At 50.2% G+C, this 20,798-nt stretch carries 16 protein-coding genes; 11 read left to right on the top strand and 5 right to left on the bottom strand.

Translation table 11 applies throughout. The features are described 5' to 3' along the window. Window positions 1-54 precede the first annotated feature (54 nt). Both ABID47_RS04825 and ABID47_RS04830 read left to right on the top strand, forming a co-directional pair. Entirely contained in the window at window positions 55-948 is an 894-nt protein-coding gene (locus tag ABID47_RS04825) for a carbohydrate ABC transporter permease (protein WP_354495101.1), read from the top strand. Between the two features lie 2 nt (window positions 949-950). Continuing rightward, a complete protein-coding gene (locus tag ABID47_RS04830; RefSeq protein ID WP_354495102.1) occupies window positions 951-1,784 on the top strand; it encodes a carbohydrate ABC transporter permease in 834 nt (277 codons plus the stop codon). Between the two features lie 101 nt (window positions 1,785-1,885). Here the strand turns inward: ABID47_RS04830 and ABID47_RS04835 are convergent, their stop codons facing one another. After that, window positions 1,886-2,797 (bottom strand): EamA family transporter, encoded by a 912-nt coding sequence (locus tag ABID47_RS04835; protein WP_354495103.1) that lies wholly within the window; start codon window positions 2,795-2,797, stop codon window positions 1,886-1,888. Between the two features lie 110 nt (window positions 2,798-2,907). Here ABID47_RS04835 and ABID47_RS04840 point away from each other — a divergent pair, with 110 nt between their 5' ends. Next, window positions 2,908-3,801 (top strand): AraC family transcriptional regulator, encoded by an 894-nt coding sequence (locus ABID47_RS04840; protein ID WP_354495104.1) that lies wholly within the window; start codon window positions 2,908-2,910, stop codon window positions 3,799-3,801. Window positions 3,802-3,825: 24 nt separating this feature from the next. Here ABID47_RS04840 and ABID47_RS04845 read toward each other — a convergent pair whose 3' ends face one another. Next, complete coding sequence (locus tag ABID47_RS04845; protein ID WP_354495105.1) at window positions 3,826-4,716, bottom strand: LysR family transcriptional regulator; 891 nt, start codon at window positions 4,714-4,716, stop codon at window positions 3,826-3,828. Between the two features lie 173 nt (window positions 4,717-4,889). Between ABID47_RS04845 and aroC the strand changes: the two genes are divergently transcribed. From aroC to ABID47_RS04880, 7 genes are all read left to right on the top strand, one after another. Further along, window positions 4,890-5,945: a chorismate synthase gene (aroC, locus tag ABID47_RS04850; RefSeq protein WP_192715439.1), complete on the top strand. Its 1,056-nt coding sequence runs from the start codon at window positions 4,890-4,892 to the stop codon at window positions 5,943-5,945. A gap of 140 nt (window positions 5,946-6,085) precedes the next feature. Continuing rightward, window positions 6,086-6,790 (top strand): hypothetical protein, encoded by a 705-nt coding sequence (locus tag ABID47_RS04855; RefSeq protein WP_354495106.1) that lies wholly within the window; start codon window positions 6,086-6,088, stop codon window positions 6,788-6,790. After that, the gene (locus ABID47_RS04860) at window positions 6,733-7,500 is read left to right on the top strand and encodes a CD3324 family protein (protein ID WP_354495107.1); all 768 of its coding nucleotides are present in this window, start codon (window positions 6,733-6,735) and stop codon (window positions 7,498-7,500) included. Before ABID47_RS04855 ends, ABID47_RS04860 begins: the two co-directional genes overlap by 58 nt. 12 nt (window positions 7,501-7,512) lie before the next feature. Then, the gene (locus tag ABID47_RS04865) at window positions 7,513-8,868 is read left to right on the top strand and encodes an ATP-binding protein (RefSeq protein WP_354495108.1); all 1,356 of its coding nucleotides are present in this window, start codon (window positions 7,513-7,515) and stop codon (window positions 8,866-8,868) included. Between the two features lie 176 nt (window positions 8,869-9,044). Further along, the gene (mraY, locus tag ABID47_RS04870) at window positions 9,045-9,998 is read left to right on the top strand and encodes a phospho-N-acetylmuramoyl-pentapeptide-transferase (RefSeq protein WP_251676642.1); all 954 of its coding nucleotides are present in this window, start codon (window positions 9,045-9,047) and stop codon (window positions 9,996-9,998) included. A 121-nt stretch (window positions 9,999-10,119) separates the two neighbouring features. Further along, a complete protein-coding gene (locus ABID47_RS04875; protein ID WP_354495109.1) occupies window positions 10,120-11,712 on the top strand; it encodes an amidohydrolase in 1,593 nt (530 codons plus the stop codon). Between the two features lie 363 nt (window positions 11,713-12,075). Further along, complete coding sequence (locus ABID47_RS04880) at window positions 12,076-13,071, top strand: phosphotransferase family protein (RefSeq protein WP_354495110.1); 996 nt, start codon at window positions 12,076-12,078, stop codon at window positions 13,069-13,071. Window positions 13,072-13,130: 59 nt separating this feature from the next. Here the strand turns inward: ABID47_RS04880 and ABID47_RS04885 are convergent, their stop codons facing one another. From ABID47_RS04885 to ABID47_RS04895, 3 genes are all read right to left on the bottom strand, one after another. Continuing rightward, window positions 13,131-18,074, bottom strand: coding sequence for a S8 family serine peptidase (locus ABID47_RS04885; RefSeq protein ID WP_354495111.1), 4,944 nt, complete (start codon window positions 18,072-18,074; stop codon window positions 13,131-13,133). A 392-nt stretch (window positions 18,075-18,466) separates the two neighbouring features. After that, window positions 18,467-19,099 carry a GyrI-like domain-containing protein gene (locus ABID47_RS04890; protein WP_354495112.1) on the bottom strand — a complete coding sequence of 211 codons (633 nt, stop codon included), beginning with the start codon at window positions 19,097-19,099 and terminating at the stop codon, window positions 18,467-18,469. Between the two features lie 69 nt (window positions 19,100-19,168). Next, complete coding sequence (locus tag ABID47_RS04895) at window positions 19,169-20,143, bottom strand: helix-turn-helix transcriptional regulator (RefSeq protein ID WP_354495113.1); 975 nt, start codon at window positions 20,141-20,143, stop codon at window positions 19,169-19,171. A 168-nt stretch (window positions 20,144-20,311) separates the two neighbouring features. On the opposite strand from ABID47_RS04895, the gene ABID47_RS04900 reads away from it, so the two are divergent. Continuing rightward, entirely contained in the window at window positions 20,312-20,659 is a 348-nt protein-coding gene (locus ABID47_RS04900) for a hypothetical protein (RefSeq protein ID WP_354495114.1), read from the top strand. Window positions 20,660-20,798 lie beyond the last annotated feature (139 nt).

Genomic DNA, 20,798 nt, shown 5'->3' on the forward strand with positions numbered 1-20,798 from the left:
CTGCTCTTGTCTTTTCGGGGAGCGGCTCTTTTTCAAACAGAAAGGAGTAGAGACATGATCAAGCGTTTTATATATTCGCAAAAGGTCGCCCCGTACGTGTTCGTGTTCCCGTTTGTCGCCATTTTTCTGGTGTTCTGGGTTTACCCGCTGCTCAGCTCGTTCGGCATGAGTTTCCAGCATGTCACCCTGGGGCAGGAGGCCGAGTGGACAGGGATGGATAACTATCAGAAGCTGATGGGGGACAGCGTGTTCCTGATGTCGATCGGCAACAGCGCGCTGTATATGGTGCTGACGCTGGTCATTCTGATTCCGTTTCCGATGCTGCTTGCGGTGCTGATCAACAACAAATGGATGTGGGGCCGCGAATTTTTTAAATCGGCTTTCTTCTTTCCTGCACTGACATCCGTGGTGGTGGCGGGGACGATTTTCCGTCTGATGTTCGGGGAGATGGAAGGGTCGCTGATCAACAGCGTCCTTGGTGTTTTCGGTATCGAGCCGGTGAAATTTCTGAAGGGGCATCTGACCGGTTTTGTTGCCCTGCTCGCCCTGGCGACCTGGCGGTGGACGGGAGTTAACATCCTGTACTTCCTTTCCGGTCTCAAAAATATTCCGGAGGAATACTACGAAGCCGCCTCGATCGACGGCGCCTCCGCATTCCAGAAATTCACGAAAATCACGATGCCGCTGCTGAAACCGACTACGATTTATGTGCTTACGATCAGCATTTATGCGGGACTGGCCATGTTTATCGAAAGCCTCATGCTGTGGAACGGCAACAACTCGCCGAAAAACATCGGCCTTACGATCGTCGGATACTTGTACCGCCAAGGGATCGAGAAGAACAATCTCGGCTACGCCGCCGCGGTCGGCATTGTGCTGCTCGCCGTGACGATGATCATTAATCTGACGCAGCTGGCGTTCTCCGGCATGTTTAAGAAGGAGGATTAGGGATGAAAAAGAACACCGCGCTCAACATCGTCCTCGTCATCATTTTCGCCGTCATCTGCTTCCTGATCTTGCTGCCGTTCTACGCTATAACGCTCGCTTCCTTCAAGCCCGGCGAAGAGCTGATCCGGTACGGATTGAACCTGAAGCTTGATTTCTCGGTCATGAGTCTGGATAACTTTGTTTTCTTGTTCACGGGGGATCATGCGTATTTTACGTGGTTCTTCAACTCGCTGCTGCTGACCGTGGTGCAGGTCGTTCTGACGCTGCTGGTCAGCGCGACGGTAGCTTACGGCTTTGCCGCTTATGATTTTAAGGGGAAAAATATCCTTTTTATATGCGTACTGCTGATCATGATGGTTCCTTTTGAAATATTGCTGCTTCCTTTATATACGCTTACCTTTAACCTCGGCATGATGAACTCGTACTCGGCAATTATTTTGCCGGGCATCGCCAATGCGGCGACGATTTTCTTCTTCAGGCAGTATCTGTCCGGCATTCCGAAAGAGATTATCGCCTCCGGCCGGGTGGACGGTGCGAGCGAGTACGGCATTTACGCCAGGCTGATCCTTCCTGTCATGAAGCCTTCCTTCGCGGCGATGGCCATTCTCAACGGGATGAACAGCTGGAACAACTTTTTGTGGCCGTTTATGGTGCTGAGCGATTCGCACAAGTACACGCTGCCGATCGGTTTGAAGACGCTGCTGACGCCGTACGGCAACAACTATGACCTGCTCATCGTCGGCTCGTTCTTTTCGATTCTGCCGATCTTTATCCTGTTTGTTGCCTTCCAAAAGTACTTCATCGACGGCATGACGGCCGGTGCGGTGAAAGGATAGATTCGTTTCTGAATAGCTGCATACAACCCGCGAGTACCGGCAAATTTGCCGGTTTTTCTTTTGAGCAGCATATGAGAAATTCGATATATGAAAAATTCATATTAGCTGGACGACGACTTCTTATTCCAAGCCAGAAGCAAAATCAGTCCGATGATACACCCTGTACCCAGCCATTGAAAAAAACCAAAAGGCTCTTTTAGCCAAAATACGGTTGTGATCACGGCTGCCAGCGGCTCCAAACTGCCTAAAAGGCTTGTTTCTTGAGGTGAAAGGCTTTGTAAGCTTTCGATGTAAAACCAAAATGCGATCATCGTGCCGAAAAGGACCACGAAAGCAAGGTATAGATAGGCGTCGATCGTCAAGTCTGTAAAGTCGGTGTGCCATGGTGGATGGATCACACTTAAGCCCAAACCGCCGATGATCATCGCCCAGCCGACAATGACTAGGGAATCGTATTGCCTCAGCAGCGGGACGGCATACAAGGTGTAGAACGCCAAGGCCGCGCCTGATAAAATACCCCAAACTACGGCTGGAAATGGCACGGAAAGCTCCGAGATCGAGCCGTTGGTTAATAAGAAGAAGCAACCCGCTAAAGCTAGGATCACGGTGAGCAAGTCTTTTCGCGTGAAAACCATTTGCTTCCGCAACATTAAATAGAAGATGATCATGACAGGCGCCAAATACTGCAGCAGCGTTGCCACAGCGGCATTTCCATGTTGAATCGATGCCATATACGTATATTGAACCGATAGCATGCCAACTAATCCGAAAACAAGGAGCCGCAAAGCGGTCCGACGGTTTCTCCATACCCCAACGATTTGCGAGCGGTCTTTGACCCAAAATTGAATGGTTAACAGTAAACTACCGGCGATGAGCAGGCGTACCGTGACCAGTCCGTTAACATCGATTGCGGTTTGCTCAAAGAGCTTTTTGGCGACGGTGCCGCTCATTCCCCAGAATATCGCTCCTGTAATGACAAGAAATAACCCTTTTCTTCTAGCTGTTGGATTCATAGATCGATTCTCCGCCTTAAATATAATAATAGTGTTATAATAGGTAAAAAATTTTGTTCGGAATACCGAAATTGGATATAAAAATATAACAATATTGAGGTGGGTTTTTTTTGCAAATTAAAGATTTCAGGATTGGCGGCAATTTGAAGGAATTAACCGAGCACCGGACGGTCGTGCTTCCGGTTGCCTGCTACGAAACGACGATTAACCAAAACATACACGGTCATATTCCGCTTCATTGGCATGATGAATTGCAATTCGTTCGGGTTGTCAAAGGGGAAGCCGAGTTCCAAATTAACGAAGAGAAGCTCGTTGTTCGGCAAGGGGAAGGGATCTTCATCAACAGCGGCCGCCTGCACATGGCGGTAGATCGGAACGCATCGGGCTGTGTGTATATTTGCCTGAATGTCTCCCCTGACTTTGTCGTATCACGGGAGCTATATGGAGCCTATGTTGCTCCGTATATTCAAGCGACGAATCTGCCTTATTTATACATCGATCCTAATCAGGCTTGGGGCGCCAATATTTTAGATGCCTTGGTGAACATTCATCAATGGATTCAGCATCAACCGCCATACTTTGAACTGGATATGACGATGCAGCTGGCTTTCATTTGGAAAAACCTGATCCTGAACGGATTTCAACTGCAATATGACCAGGTGGAAGCGGTAAAAAACGAGCGGATGAAGCAGATGTTAAGCTGGATCGATATCCATTACGCCGAAAAAATCGCGTTAAATGATATTGCCAGAGCCGGTCAATTGAGCCGCTCGGAATGCTGCCGCTATTTTAAACGAATCCTCAACACGACTCCGCTGAATTATGTGACCGATTACAGGCTTCAGAAAAGCGCAGTCCTCCTGCAGCAAGCCGATTCCAGCATTACCGAGGTGGCCTACCAAGTTGGGTTTAACAGCACCAGCTACTTTATAGAAAAATTCAGAAAGGCGATGAATATGACACCACTTGCTTACAAGAAATGTAAAATGGATGCACGTTCATAATCGGAACGCGGCGAGGACAGCCGGTCAAAGAGACCGGCTGTTTTGTATGTTCAAAAAGGCCTCTGCAGCGAGCGACAGAGACGAATGCTTTCTGACAGCTACGCCTACGTGTCGGTCCGGCAGCGGAACTTCCATAGAAAGCTCCAATAAAGCACCCTCATCGATCTTTGAAGCTACAAACGCTCTCGGCAAAATAGCTGCGCCATACCCCCGCTCGGCAAACTCCGCCAGCATATCCAAGCTGTTCAGCTCGAAATCGGCCGCCGCTTCCACGCCTTGGGATTGAAACCAGGCTTCGATATAGGAGCGGGTCGCACTTCCCTGGGAAAGCATTAACAGGGGCAGCTCGGCCAATTGTGCAGCGGACAAGGGGGCTTTTGCCAGAGCGGCAAAGGGTTTCCCTGCCACCACACCATACGGCGAGACAAAAGTATCCACGACTTGAATCTCCGCATCCTTCACCGGAAGATAAACGTAGCCCAGATCAAGCAAGCCCTGCTGTAACTGCTCCAAAATCTGACCGGTCTTTTGCTGCGAGACTTGAACCCGAATGTTGGGGTATTGGGACCGGAAAATATCGAGCAGAGGAACGATATAGTCGCGGATGATCGCTCCGTTGGCACCGATCCGTAACCGCCCTTCGTTCAGCTGTCCCAACTGCTTCATGTAACGTTCGGCGTAATCCAGTTTATCGAATACTTGTCTGACTTGATCGTACAAGGCATGCCCTTCTTCTGTTAAAACGATTCCTTTGGATAAGCGGTCGAACAGCTTAACACCAAGCGCGTCTTCCAGCTGCTTGATCGCATAACTGACGGAGGGCTGTGTCATATTTAAGCGCTGCGCGGCTTTCGTCATATTCAAGGTTTCCGAAGCATGAAGAAAAATCCGGTACCATTCCGTGTTAATCATCATTTGGCATCAATCCATTCTATGGCAAGAGTCGAATATTACAATTTCATTTATTACAAGTATACCTCTAAACTAGTACATAAGGACAATACATGATGTTAGATGGAATGAACTAAAGAGATGGTTGCAAGTTCAATGCAAAACTTTAGATCAATCTATATAGAGGGGGAATTTTTATGCCGGGAAGTACTTTTGGTGAACGGTTTAAAATGACGACGTTTGGTGAATCGCATGGAGAAGCCATTGGAGTCATTATCGAAGGCGTCACTCCAGGGCTTGAACTAAACGAGGACGATATTCAAGTTCAGATGGACCGCAGAAAGCCGGGCCAGTCTTCGGTCACAACGCCGCGTAAAGAATATGATAAGGTCCGGATTTTATCCGGTGTGTTTGAAGGCCGGACAACAGGGACTCCGCTCAGCGTGATGCTGAATAATACGGACATGCGTCCGTCCGCATACGATGACATCAAACAGATGTATCGCCCGGGGCACGCGGACTTTTCTTACGATCAGAAATATGGCATTCGGGACTATCGGGGCAGCGGGAGGGCTTCCGGAAGGGAAACGGCGGCACGGGTCGCGGCCGGAGCGGTTGCGCGGAAACTGCTGGAACGGCGGGGAGTCTCCGTCATGGCCTATACGACCGAGGTCGCCGGTATCCGCTGCGAAGCCTTCCATCCCGATGCCATCGAACGAAATCCTGTTCGCGCCTGTGATCCTGAAGCGGCGGCGAAGATGATCGAGCGGATCGAACAACTCGCGGCAGAGGGCGACAGCTGCGGCGGCATCGTTGAATGCCGGATCAGCGGCGCTGCGGCAGGGCTTGGGGAGCCCGTGTTTGATAAGCTGGATGCTGAGCTGGCCAAGGCCATGCTTTCGATCGGCGCGATCAAAGGAATCGAGTTCGGGACCGGTTTTCGGGCGGCATCCATGCTGGGAAGCGAACACAACGATCAAATGGACGAGAACGGGTTTATTACGAACCATGCCGGAGGCGTTATCGGTGGAATCAGCACCGGGGCCGACATCATTTTCCGGGTTGTCGTGAAACCGACTTCGTCGATCTCCAAACCTCAACGAACGGTAGATACGGAAGGAAACGAAAGGGAAATTACAACGATCGGAAGGCATGATCCGTGCATCTGTCCGCGAGTCGTACCGGTGATTGAAGCGATGGCCTGTATGGTGATCGAAGATCACTATAAAAGACAAGCGGCGCTGCTGTACTAGCCTCATTCGAGGGTAAAGTTGACTTAACCTATTCATTGCCTATTTCCGTTACATGATCAAGTGGTATGATGACGACAGATCAGATGCGCGTAGCTGACACTGAAACATCAATCATTTGTGTATGTAAAGGGGAACTGTACATGAGTAAGGATCATATCATTAAGTCCATGCTTTCCGAACAGGTGAGCATGACACCCAACGGATTTCTCGCCGATGCGTTAAATCCGCAGCAATTTGCCAAAGTCTACGAATTGTTTTTTGACAGCATCTTAAAAATCAGCGCATCAGATATAACGGGCGTCGAAGGCTACGGTGAGTTCAATGAGAATTGTAAAACGGAGTACAGCACCTGCAGGGAGTTTCTCGTTGACACATTCGCGAATGATAAAGAAGGATATTGGTATCATTGGAAGGAGCTCTATGATACGACGATTCTGGATCGTGAATTTGTCGAAAAATACTTGATGGAGATGGAAGCCAGAATCGAGTATTGTGAAGGCAGACGTTATTTAGTGAACAATAATACGTTTTTTGAAATTATGATCACCGATGGGAAAACGCAGGTTGGTTTCCCGGACTGGAGCCGGTCCGGCATATGCGACTTCCTTCTGGATTTTGCCATTATGGACTTAAATAAGCCCTATTTGAACATTCCTGAATTGTTATTCGAATATTGCAGTAAACGAAACATCGTCATCCCGGATTTTAAAGAAAGATTTTTATGTATGGCGTATTATAAGGGAATCGATGTTTTGCGGTGGCATGCGTCGATCGATGACGAGGAATCGTGCATGTCCATCATGAAATCCATCAGCGAACTGAAGGATCGAATTTACGCTCTATAAAAGGTGATCGTATGAAATATGAAAATGCCGGCGAGGTTCTGCCTGAGGAGCTGCTGAAAGAAATCCAGAAATACGCCGCCGGGAAACTGTTGTATATACCGAAGGGTGAGGAGAAAAAAGGCTGGGGAGAAACGTCCGGCTACCGGGATCGCCTGCAAAGGCGAAATGTGATGATCCGCAACAAATATGCCAACGGGATGACGGTTTCGGAGCTTGCGGACGAGTACTTCTTATCCCTGGATTCCATAAAGAAAATCATTTATTCGAAGAAAAATGACAGGCATATCACTTATGCTCCGACGGTACGCTCGGCAGTACAATATGCCAATAATGGGCTGCTGGAAGAATGGATTCAGTGCTACCTGATGCTTACGAGGCAGGTGGCTTCGACGCTGCATGATGATTCAGGAGAGAAAAATCATTATTTTGGCGTCGTCAAGTTTCCATTACGCTTGATCCAGATGGATGGAATACAGCTAGAGGCAGATGATTCGGCTGAGGCGGATGATCACGCTGCGGATCTTCCGCCTCTTCTTATTGAATATGAAAGTGGCAAATTTTACTGTATCGAACAGAAAGAACTGTTCACCAGACTAAAACGGCGCAAAGTAAATGCTTATTCCACGATCATTGTCTTAAAGGAATCGGCGGATTATAAAAGGTTCATGAAGCACTATGGTCACGTGCTGTTTTTTATAGATCATGCATGATGATGAGCGCAGATGCGGAAAAATTTACAATTTAATGAGAAGGAATTTATCCTGGGCCCCGAGAATGCTTATTTACCACAGTCGAAGGGGCTACAGGAAATGCATATTGAATCCAACCTAATCCTCAATGTTTTCATCATATTACTGCCTATCATGTTCTATCGTTTTGTGTGTAAATCGAAAAAAACCGTGCTCTATTTCCTGCTGTTTCTTGTACCTCTAATTATTACAATGTCATTCCCTGTCAAAGTGTTTAATACGTTTTTAGATTTGCGGGGAATACCGCTTGTGGTGGGCTCCTTATACGGCGGGTTGTATAGTGCCTTACTGCTATTCGCCAGTGCAATTATTTATCGGCAAGTGTTGGGTGATATTCATATTGTTTATTATGCGCTGTCTCTAGCGCCGACACTGGTGCTGGTTTGCCTGGCGATTCCAGTATTTAACCGTGCGAGCTTATTGAAGCGGATGCTGATCGTGTTTGGTCTTTGCTTTTTTTTACGTATTACCGTCTTGAATATTTATTATTTGCTTAATGGCAGCCCATCGTACTTCCTGGATTCATTTGTGCCTTCCTTGCCAATCGTTCTGATGCAGTGCGCGATGTCGGTTCTATTGGTGTACATATTGGAAACGGTCCGTCGCGACGTCAAGATTCAAGAAGGGATGATCGAAGCCGAAAAGCTGAAGGTCGTCAGCGAAATCGCCGCATCGGTCGCTCACGAAGTGCGAAATCCGCTCACTACTGTACGGGGATTTGTTCAACTATTGGGTGAGCCGTCCTTGACGGATCAGAAGCGTAAGGAATTTTCCCTCATTACCCTCGTGGAATTGGATCGGGCGGGATCGATCATTTCCGATTACTTGTCATTAGCCAAACCTCAAAACCAGAAATTGGAACCGATTTCACTGAACGAAGAGTTTTTGGAAACCTCCCATGTGCTGAGCTCCTATGCTAATTTACAAAATGTGAAAATGGTCACCGAATTTCATTCCTCCGGTATCATTTATGGAGACAAATCCAAGTTAAGGCAAGCTATCATTAATTTGTGCAAAAATGCGGTTGAAGCGATGCCGGACGGCGGTACATTAACGATTAAATACTTTGTGGACGAAAGCGACAATAAGGCCAGAATCTATATCTCGGATACAGGCGTAGGCATGACGAAAGAGCAGGTCAAAAGGCTGGGATCCCCATATTACTCCACTAAATTAAAAGGCACGGGGCTCGGAACCATGGTAACTTTCAATATCATACGCGAGATGAACGGACAGATTTCGATTGAAAGCAAGGAAGGCGAAGGAACGACTTTTATTATTACATTGCCGCTACATACAAAAAAAGAGGAAGCTGCTCCTGGGAAGTGAATGGTGAGGTTGAAGGTACATATCAAGGTATATAGTAGGTACATATTTTCCATAGATGGATAGCATCGGATAAGTTAATCTCAAAGAGATTTTGCCTTTGGGGAATGTTTGTCTACACATCCGAATTATTTATAATGTAAGGAAACTATATTTTTCAATGAGAAGGGGTTCGTCATATGTTTGGAATTATGGCTGTTTCCGGCTTATCTTTCCTTCTGGTTGCCGTACTGACGCCATTGCTGATTTGGACCTTGCGAAGGTTGAAGCTGACGCAGCCGATCCGCGCCGAGCTTCCGGCAGATCATCAAGCCAAACGCGGTACGCCGCTGATGGCCGGATTAATCCTGCTGATCGGGGTAGCGATTTCGCTGCAATCACAACCGGCATCCCTTATGCTGCTCCTATGCGCTACGTTTCTGTTGTTCAGCTCGGTTGGCTTTCTCGATGACTTCAAAAAGGCCTTCTGGCAAGACCCAGCCGGCATTTCCGGCCGTACGAAGCTGGTGCTTCAATTTGCTTTTACGGGCATCCTGTTGTATGTATTGCTCCATTCGTTTGGCGTAACAAGTGATATCGCGCTGTTTCAAGGATACCATCTGCAGCTGCCTGTTTACGTATATGTGGCCATCATACTGCTGTTTGTGGTAGGTTCTGCGAATGCGATCAACTTTACGGATGGATTGGACGGACTGCTGATCAATGTGGCGATTCCGACGTATTTTTTCTTCTTTTTGATTTCGGACAAACCTGAGGTGCAGACATTTTCGCTGGTGATGATCGGCTGTCTGCTTGGACTTTTTCTTTACAACATCTATCCGGCAAGGGCGTTTATGGGGGACACGGGATCGATGGCGATCGGAGGGTCGCTTTCCATTTTGGCCGTTATTGAAAAGGTTGAAATATTGATACCGATCCTGTTTTTTATCTATCTTGCGGAGCAGTTGTCGGTCATTTTACAGGTGTGGTATTACAAAAAGACGAAGCTGCGGTTATTTCGAATGACCCCGATCCATTTCCATTTCAGTCTGAAATATGGATGGAGCGAAAACAAAATTGTTACGATCTTCGGTTTTATTTCGTGGATTTGTGTGCTGATATGCTGGCTGATCTGGAAATACGTGATGCATTGAGCGATAGATTGATTGATATGAGGCAGCAGCGGTCAAGGGACCGGCTGCTTTTTTTGTGCTATTCTTGTAGCAGTCAAACTTATCGATGATTGAGGAATGAAGCGATGGAGGAGGGAGCGTCATGGCCAAGTGCTGGACGAACGGAACCATCTACACGATGGAACAGGAACATAAGACGGTTGAAGCGGTAATGACCGAAGGAGGACGCATCATTGCTGCTGGCGATACGCGGGAACTGAAAGAGAGATTTCACGGCCGGATCGACGAGGTGATCGATCTTGGCGGGGGCACCCTGTTCCCTGGATTTGTGGACAGTCATATTCACCTGATCGGCCACGGGGAGACCTTTCTCAAGCTGCAGCTTTCCGGTCTGAAGCACCGGGGCGAGCTGCTGGACAAGATTGCCGGACAAGCCCGGCGCCTTCCGCCAGGCACGTGGATCATCGGGGAAGGATGGAACGAAAATGAGTGGGAGGAAGCGCTCCTCCCGACTAGAGTGGATCTGGACCGGGCCGCTCCGAATCATCCCGTGATGCTGCGGCGCGTCTGCCGGCACGTGCTGACCGTCAATACAATGACCCTGCAGGAGACTGGCGTTAATGAAAACACAGAGGTGCCAAGCGGCGGAGTCGCGGGAAAAGGCAGTGACGGATGCTTAGACGGTATTTTTAAGGAGCAGGCCCAGGATCTGATCCTGCATCGGATGCCCGGGGTGACTCAGAGCTACCTGGAGACTGCGCTGACGATGGCCATTGAGGACTGCTGGAGACAGGGGATCACCGGATGCCATACGGAAGATCTGAGCTACTATGGCGGCTGTACCCGAACGCTGCAAGCGTTCCAAAAGGTCATTATGGAGGGGCAAAAGAAATTCAGAACGCATCTTCTGATCCACCATCTTGCGCTCGACGAATGGCTCGAGGAAGGAAGGCGGCTTGTGCCTGAATCCGAGTTCCTCGAATACGGAGCGATGAAGCTCTTTGCGGACGGATCCCTGGGCGGAAGAACGGCCTTGCTCAGCCGCCCCTACGCAGATGATTCAACCACGAGCGGCGTGGCCGTTCATTCGGATGAGGAGCTGGACCTGCTGGTGGCCAAGGCAAGGAGCGCTGGGCTTGCGGCGGCTGCGCATGCCATTGGCGATGGGGCCGCAGAGAAGGTGCTGCACGCATTGGCCGCACATCCATGCCCGGCGGGCAGGAGGGACCGGCTGATTCACGGGCAGATTTTGCGGGATGAGCTGCTGGCGAAGCTGAAGGAGCTGCCTGCTATCGTCGACATTCAGCCGAGCTTTGTCACCTCTGATTTTCCGTGGGTGCTGGACCGGGTCGGCGATGCGAAGGGCCTGCATCTATACGCTTGGCAGACGCTGCTTCGCAGCGGGATTCCTTGTGCCGGCGGATCGGATGCGCCGATCGAAAGCGTCTCGCCTCTTCTTGGCATATACGCTGCCGCAACCCGTATGAAGCCGGGGGATGCTCAAAGGAGCGTGTATGGTTCCGATGAGCGGCTCAGCATGTATGAAGCGATCTCGCTGTATACGACAGGCAGTGCATATGCAGCAGGGCATGAACTGGACCGGGGACGGATTCAGCCGGGATACGCCGCTGATTTTACTGTTCTGGAACGGGACCCGTTCGGCGAACCGCCGGAATCCATTTTGGAAAATAAGGTTCGGATGACGGTTGTCGATGAAACGATCGTATACGGATAGCCTGGTGGGAAGGAACACAGCCGTTGAAGGCGAAAGAAGAGTACTTTTGCAGCTAGGTCATTTTAAAACGGAGTAAATTGAGTTGTTTTGTTTCAAAAACTCACTATATGAAAAATTCATAATAGAAAAATCGTCACAACACCGACCCTAGATTATCCAAGCTAAATCACCATGACAACGTACTTAACAGCAGATCATTTGGAAAAAAGGAGCTACGAAAAACCATAATTTTTATTATGTTAACTTAGAGATCTAGTGTAAGTGTGGTTATTCGAGCTTTTAAAGGTCGATTCATACACGTGAGCAAGGAATCGATAACCTATTATCAGAAGAAATCCTTGATCGGATCGGAGGCGAGTATGGATGAAAGAAGGCTGGGAGCGAACGGAGCAGCCGCTGGAACTAAGTCTGGAAGAACTGAATCAGATCGCAGCCCCTGCATTTCCTGGCCGTGAGATAATCTCATTCCGGCGAATAGGCGTGGGTCTTAGCAACTCCAATTATAAAATTCAGGTAGAGGGGGACGGCAGGCCGTATGTATTGAGATTTTTTCGCCGGGGGAAAGACATTGCCGGCAAAGAAGTCGCCCTTACCCGACTCGTTCGGGAACGGGTACCGGTCGCCGAATTTGTGTATGCCGATACGAGTTGCAGCAGGTATCCGAAACCTTGGGCGGTGCTGGAATGGAAGCCTGGTGTACTGCTGAGCGATATAATCCGGGATGGTACGCTTGAGGAGAAAGCATCCGCGGCAGCCGCAGCCGGCAGAACGCTCGCCCATATTCATGGATTTCCGTTTGAAGCTTCCGGTTTTTTCGGCAGCGATTTGATGGTCACGCAGCCCTTCAGCATGAGCGGCGAGCGATTTCTTGCATTTATGGATGACGTGATCTTCCATAGTCCATGCGAAGCTTGGCTGGGAGAAGAGCTTAGCCGCGAGCTGTGGGCATTTTGCAAACGATATGGGCCCATGTTATCGGCTAGTCAGGAAAAACCCGTGCTGGCCCACTCCGATTATAACGGCTTAAATATTCTGATGGAGAAAGGTTCCGAGGGGTACTTCGTTTCGGCCGTGCTCGATTGGGAAGAAGCCTTTGCCTGGAACCGGCATGCGGATCTCGGCAATATGCTGCGTTATGAGGCGAACGGTTCGTGGATCGAACAGCACTTCATAAAGGGTTACGAGGCGGAGGGAATGGTGCTGGAAAAGAATTGGAGGCTACTGTCCAGTCTGGAGGACCTGGTCGCCTTATGCGACATGCTGAGCCACTCGACGGCGGAGACGCCGAACCGGGTACAAGATTTGCGCCGATTGATCGCGGGAACGGTACGGGATGGGGGAAGCGCTGAATTAATATGATTGAATAAAATGAACAGGTGCTGCGGGAAAAGACCCCGTCAGCGCCTGTTTCATCGATTTTATTTGGATTGAATGTCCTGTAAAACCCGGTAAAGAATAACGCCTGCTTCTGCCCGTGTAAGTTTTCCTTTGGGGTCAAAGGAGTGATCCGGGTTACCCTGCAGATATCCTTGCTTCACTGCATATGCAATCGCGTTTAATGCCGATGGCTGAATGCTGTTTTGATCGGTAAATGCTAGTTCAGTGGCGTTCGAGTTTGTAAGATCTGCCTTGAGTGCTTGAGCGAGCAGCACGGCCAGTTCTTCCCGTGTCAGTGAATGGGCAGCACCCGTTTCGGCGGTACGGTCACTCCAAGTTTTTCCTGTGTTCAAAAGGCGGTCAAGGAGCGTAAGAAATTCTGCTTGTGTTACTTGATCATTAGGTTTGTAGGTTTCAGTCGTATCTTTGCCTGTAGCAAGATAATGGGAGGCGATGACTTCGATTTCGTCCTTGGCCCAATGATTGTTCAAATCGGCAAACGTTTTGTTGGATTCAAATGCGGCATACGAACCGGATTTGTTTAAAGAGAACGTTACCGAATTTGCCGAGTTGCTTCCTGGCTTCAGGTAAGTCCAAAGATTGTTAGAATCCACGCTGAAAATGCCTACTTTGTTCCGGTTTTTGATTTTTGCAGGATCCAGCTGCAAGGTCACAGTGACCGGTGAAGCCAGCGAAGCTGCAGGTTCGCTCAAGACAAGCGCTCCGGACACGAAGTTTGTTGTCCCGCCGGTTGGCGATTGAGGAGTGCCAGCCGGATTGGATGAGTATCCCAAGCCAATGGTTAACCCGTTAGTTGTAATAAAGCTGGACAAATCATCTGCCGGAACCGACAGTTCCAAGCTTTTTCCTTTAATGATCAAACCTTTATTGCTTTTCGTCAGCTGATCGGCTACCGCTTTGCTAAGCTGGATATTGAGCGTATGATAGGTTTCAACGTCGGTATCGCTGATATCCAAAGTCACGGCTTTGGTATCGGCATTGCTCAATTGATTCGTTACATACGCCGCGTCTATTGATAACGAAGCCGTTTTTTGATCTCCGGTGCCTTGCTCGACCAGCGAACCAGCTGCAAGCTTTTTGCCAGCGGGTACGGTGGGAGTCACGATGCTAGAACTACTGGATACCGAGCCTCCACCCGAACTACCTGTTCCAGGATTCGGATTTGGACTAGGGTCTGGATCAGGATTTGGATTAGGGTTTGGGTCTGGGCCTGGGCCTGGACCTGGACCCGGATCAGGGTCAGGAGTCGTGCAAGGAATCGTTGTAGATGCGATGTCTTGTTCTGCAGTCACTTCTTCGGCGTCAGGTGTTGAAGCCGGAGCGTCTAGCTTGGCTGCCTTGACTTCAAAGGAGCCGGTTACATCATCAGTCAAGCCGGGGTCCGGCTGGGTGACAGGTTCATCTGCTTGGATCTGCTCGGAATCAGGTGCCTGATTTGGATCTGTACCCGTTACTTGATCCGGAGTCTGAGAACCATCTGGTTCTTCCGCAGGAGTTACCTCAATGCTTGTGCCTGTGAACTGACCGGTTTGAACTTCTTTTCCCTCTGTATTCATTAGGGTAGCCTTCGTAACTTCAAAATCGTATTGCCCCGCTTTTGTTCCTTTAAAGGTGAATTTTGCAAGTGTACCTTCTTTGACAGGGTGATTAAATTGAATGCCAAAGGTCGCTGTCTTTTTTCCATCCTTTGTGTCCGTCGACTCAGGGCTCGTTAGCGACTCAACGGGGCCGTTTGAAGTTCCATCAATGACCGGTGTGATGTGATCCAGTTCAGTATACACATCGTAAGTTACGTTTACCGTCATGGCTTGGATTTCTTCAGAACCTTTAAAATCAACTTTTACATCGAATGGCTCATTCACCTTTGCTTGATTTGGTACTGAAAGGGAGACATCTGTATTTTTTGGCGTTTCTGGCTTTGCCGTGTACTTATAGGTTTTAACGGGTTTTGAAGATCCGTTGCCGGCATCGTCCGTGACGTAAAGATCGATCGTATTCAGACCGTCTTCTAACGGAACTTCAATCGTATAGTTACCTTCCTCATCGATTGTTGCAGGATATTCTTTACAGAGTTTCGTTTTGGAGACAGTATTCGTTGCCTTTATATGGATCAGGTCCTGCAGATTCGTGCCGTCATAGAAGTAATCCAGCAGCAAATCTCCATTGATCGTTCCTTGAAGCAAGCCGACATTCGGTTTATCCGGATTGACTACAAGCTCATCTGGCACCAACGCATCCGGTGCAGTGTTGTCGACCAGGAACTGCGACAGCGAGTCGGTCACGACTTCGGCGGTTTTGTCGCCTTCCTCGACCGTTACCGGAACGATGCCGTAGACGCCTTCCGGATCCAGGTTCACGCGTTTTCTTCCAGGTTCTGTAGCGATATCCACTTTGCCGTCCCATTCATAGGAATAGTAGAACGGGTCCAGCTTGTTCTGGAAGTCGCGGTCGTAGATATATCCTACGTACTCGCCGTTCCCTTCGTCATCAAAACGGTAGACGTCGAATTCATAATCCACCAATTTTTTGTTGAGCGCATAATAAAGGGTCGAGCCTTTGCCTTCTTTGGTGCTGGACAGGTAAATCGGATCGAGTTCTACGTTCGAAATATCAGCCAGGTTGTAGGTTTCGCCGACATACACGCTGAACGGCACATGAAGGACATGCCCGTTCCCGGCTTGCGTAAAGATAAGCTGACCGTCATACAGGCCATCTGCGGTTCCTTCCGGAATGTTCAGGGATACGTTCAGATCGGCAGTCAATTGGCCTGCGGTCAGACTTACCGAATCCGCTGCCGGCGTCAACACTGGCCCTCCGCCATGATTCCATTTGACCTCAATCGAATAGGACTGATCCGTATTCGCGATATTTTCCACCGTCAGCTTGCGGGTGACGTCCGCACCTGCACCCTGCAGACCGAAAGAAATGCTGCCGGAGTACGAGGTTTGGTGGGTATCATCCTGAAGCTGAGCCGGAAGCGATTCTTCCACCTTAACGATGGCATCCGCCTCGGCAGAATTTTTCAGGTCAACGCGGCCGGCGCCTTGCTCGTTGGTGCCATACTCACGGTTATCCCGGTCTTTGATCAAGACCGCATTGTTCGTAAGCAGAGCCTTCACGTCATCCGGCTTCAGTTGAAGCCCTTCTTCGCGCGTCTTCTCCAGCATGAGGGCAGCCGAACCTGCCACATGCGGAGCAGCCATGCTTGTGCCTTGCAGTTCCTCATAAGCGTTGGTATAGTCGCCGCCAAAAGCTGGAATGGAAGACTTGATGCCCACGCCAGGCGCGGTAATGTCCGGCTTGATCGTATAGTTCGGCAGAGCAGGACCTCTGGAGCTTAGGTCTGCGAGCAGGTCGACTTCGGCTTTATAGCTGAACGTTACGTGGTTATTGCCTTTGGCAATTTCGCTCTTCAGCTTCTTGCCGCTTTCCTGGCTGATCGTGTACGCTGGCACGACGTCTTCCTCGCCATTCAGCGTAGCCCCGCCGATTTCGCCAGGCGCGTTATTGTAAATGATGACAGCCACGGCGCCGTTGGCTGCCGCATTTTTCGCTTTCTCAGCGAAAGAGATTTCTCCACGCTGCACAAACGCCGTTTTGCCCTTGACGTCAATGTTGGCGTAATCGGAAGTACGGCCGAGGCTGGCGTCCACAAGCTCCAAGTCCGCGCCTTCCGTTTCCAGCTTCGGCGATGTCGCCGCCAGCTGGGCGTAAGTAATGCCGATGGTGTCGGATGTGAAAATCGGCGTTTGGAGCGGCGGCGTCGAGGCGCCAACGGAAATGGCCAGCTGTGCCGCAGCCGGACTGCCAACCGTTTCCGCATCCGGTCCTTCATTGCCGTTGGAGATAACGACGGTGACTCCCGCCAGCGCCGCGTTGTCCGCTGCGATGGCATCCGGCGTATACGAGTTGTTCATATTGGAGCCCAGCGACAGGTTAATGACGTCCATTCCGTCGCTGACCGCCTTTTCAATCCCGGCAATGACGTTTTCGGTCGAGCCGCTGCCATAAGGACCGAGTACGCGGTATACGTACAGATCCGATCCCGGTGCTACGCCGCGGACCCAGCCCTTGCCCGCATCGGGGTGCTCAGGGTCGCCTCGTCCGGCAACGGTTCCGGAGACGTGCGTTCCGTGATACGTATCATAGGTGCTGCCATTGCTGTCGACCGGTTTGCTCGGATCCGGGAGCGTTTCCATCGGATCGGCATCGTTGTCGACAAAGTCATATCCGCCTTTGTAGGCGTCCTTCAAACTGGGATGATTGTAGTCAATACCGGTATCAATGACGCCGACCTTGATACCTTCCCCGTCATAACCTGAATCCCACATGTCTTCCGCACCGATCAGCGGAGCGCTTTCATCCATGTTCGGCGTCATTTCATGCCCGTCTGCAACCGGCAGGGCGTGCATTTCCTCATTCGGGAAGACGGCTTTGACGTTCGGCAGTGTCAGCAGCTTATCCACTTCGTTCGCCGGGAGCGTCACGGAATAACCGTTAAACACTTTGGAATATTCCCGTTTGAACTTGGCGCCGGTTTTCGATAAGGCTGCCGATTTAAAGGCGCTGTGCTCCTGATTCAAAATGCTGCTGTAGCTGCCGAGGGATGAACGGGCTTTTGATGACGGTTTGGCCTCAAAGACCTTAAGCGGATCGTTCTTCAGCTGAACGATGACCGTTACCGGTTCGCTGCTGTCCGATGGATCTACGAAGTTTTGGGGCTCATCCGGCGCCGCAGCCGCCAGGCTTTGAACAGGGGATGAGGTGCCTTGGGCCGGAGGGTTAAGCTTCCAGTCCCCTTGGCGCAGGGAAGATTCCAGATGGATGGCCGAATGGTCGGCCGAGCGGAGATCGGGTGCAGCAGCCGCCGACACGCTGGCGTTCGGATAGGCGACACCAATAGCCAGCAAGGCACTTAACAACAGCGTCGAATAAGTACGGATGGTCGATGAACCTTTTTTCAAAAGATGTCCTCCTTTATCGAATGAAATAGGAAATCATGCCGAAAAAACGATCCTCCTTTGCGCGAAACTAATTGAACACTAGTAAAATACATTTTTCATTTTACAATTTTTGCATTCTATTGGGATGAGACAAAAGGTTGATAGGTACTTTGGGCAGGGTGGGCGTTTGCTGTCGAGCAGAGGTGTCGAAATGCTCCAAAACGGCGCTTTCTGTGGCACAACGGATATTTTTTGCCTTATCCTATCGGTTAGATAGGTTTATAGAATCGTTATCGTAGGACTAAAGAAAGAGGGAAATGCGAAAGGCCGAAAGACAAAAATCCTCTTGATCTCCCATGAGACGGGAGGCCAAGAGGATCGGAAAGTCCCCCTGCGGGGCTCAGAGGACCTGATCAGTTCTCCTGCTGGATGACTGGATGACGCAGGATGGTTCTCATTTTATGGGGAGGTGTTCTGCGCGGATCCGACAAATAAATTTCGTGATGCCGCCCCTTTGGTGTCAGGCGCTGGGCCTCAATATACTTGGAAATCTGCCGGATCGTTTCCGGCTCGGTACTGAACGGACCGACATGCAGCATCTGCACACAATCGCCCTCATACAGGCTTTCGAAGCTCACGGAGTGAAGGGGGGCAAGATGCGGTTTCTTGTTCACAGCCAGCATCCGGGCTTCTTCGAATCGTTCGGCCGATATAAAGTCCGGCATCCGGATCAGCAGCTTCCACATCCAATCGTCCCTTGAAGCATACATGGCGTCTTGTCCGGAATGGGACCTGGCCCACCAGAGTCCTTCGAGCTTGGCTACGGTAAAATCCTGATCCTCCGGTTTACACATCCCTTTTATGCCATAAGCTACGGTGTAGAGGGCTTCGGTCGCTTCAGCAAATCCTGGTCCGTTTGGATCGCCCTCACCGTCGATCGTGAGATAGGGGATCTCATCAAAATAGCATTTTTGCGGGACTTGAGGGGCGGAATAATACGAGGGGTACGCTTTGGTCAAATCCAGCTTGCGGTTATCCAATTTCATAAGGTTAGACTCCTTTCTTGTATTACAGGATAACCGCATCATACGACAACTTCCCTGACAGCTAGATTGTCAGGGAAGTTTAGGGCTTGTATGATGTTCGGCAATTTCGTGACAGAGTTCAGCGATCCGTTCTCCCAGCAGGGATGGTTCCAGCACAGATACGAGCTTACCGAAGGAAAGAAGAAGGTGGGGCATGTAGGTCAGCATCACGGAGAGCGGCATTTCGAATCGAAGCTCCCGGTCCGTGTGTTCGGTCAGAAAAGGCTGTACGAAATATTGATTCCCGATGGACTCCAATACGTCCGAATCGCCGCCAATTCGCACCGTAACCCAGGATGGGTCCGTTTTCGAATGACCGGCCAAAGTATCCCTGGCCAGATCAGTAAACGAAACATCTTCCGGCTTCTCAAACGTTTCATCCGTTACCTTCAGCTGTTCGATCCGGTCGACGCGAAACATTCGGACAGAACCCCGCAGCTCACAGTAAGCGGCGATATACCAGCGGTTCGTCCGGTAAGCCAGGCGGTAGGGGTGGATGCGGCGCATTCGCTCGGCATCTCCAGTCGTGTTGGCATATTGAATGCAGCACACACGGGAATGGGCGGCCGCTTCTTCAAGGTCGGAAAGTAACCGCTTAATCTCCCGGCTTGTTGAATAGGGGACGGCTTCCAGCCCGGCCTGATGTCGCCTTAATTCTTCTCCTTGGTCCTCATTCAGCCGGTGGCTGATTTTATCGAGAGCATGTTCCAGAGCGTCTGCAAACGGATACCCTGCCTGGGAAGCGATCCGCGCGCTGTGAGTCATCGCTTTCAGTTCATTGGTGTCAAAAAACAGCGGCGACTCCCGAAAGGAGTCCGGAAGCGTGAATCCGCCCCCATGACCCGGTTCCGCGACGACCGGAACGCCGCTCTGGCATAGGAGGTCGATGTACCGGTAGACGGTGCGGACGCTGACTTCCAACGCTTCGGCCAATTGTTCCGCCGTCATTTTACCCCTCGACCGCAAAAGCCACAGCAGCGACAGCATGTAATCCAGTTTGGGCATATGATGAGCCATCCTTCCATTTTCATAGTAACAATACAAATAAATGGGATATTTATCCGTTCCCCGTTTGTATGATATTCCCACAGTACCATGGGCGCGTCCGCGATGCAAAATCGATCCTAAAACCGCTTCAGCACACATATGGTGTAGGTAGAAGGGAGTGGGAAGATGGACAAGATCGTTGACAAGTATTACCTGCTGAAGCAGCGGCAGAGAGAAACGGAGCAGGAGCTTAAGCAGCTTCGCGAAGAAATTACCGCCTATTGTGAAACGCAGCAGGCGGATCAGCTGGAGATTGGAGCCTATAAGGTGAAGCTGGTATCGCAAATCCGCAAGGAATACGACGACCAGAAGCTGTACGAAGCGCTGCCGGACCCGGATTTGTGGCGGCTGATGTCCAAAGCCGACGGATCGAAAATTTCCAGTCTGGTCCGCCTGCGTGTTATCCCGGAAGAGAGGCTGGAGAATACGTACGAGGTCAAGCAAATCAAGCTGCTGCATGTGGATAAAATATAACTTCGAGATAGGAGGCTGCCCGGGTAAGGGCAGTCTTTTTGTTGATCCCGTATCGCTTCTCACACCAGGCCAAACAGCCTCTCCATAGAGAAGCTGTTGGATGTGTACCATATCACGCAATCGATCGCAACCGGCTTGC

It is taken from the genome of Paenibacillus favisporus (genome assembly GCF_040545415.1).
Taxonomy (GTDB): domain Bacteria; phylum Bacillota; class Bacilli; order Paenibacillales; family Paenibacillaceae; genus Paenibacillus_AQ; species Paenibacillus_AQ favisporus.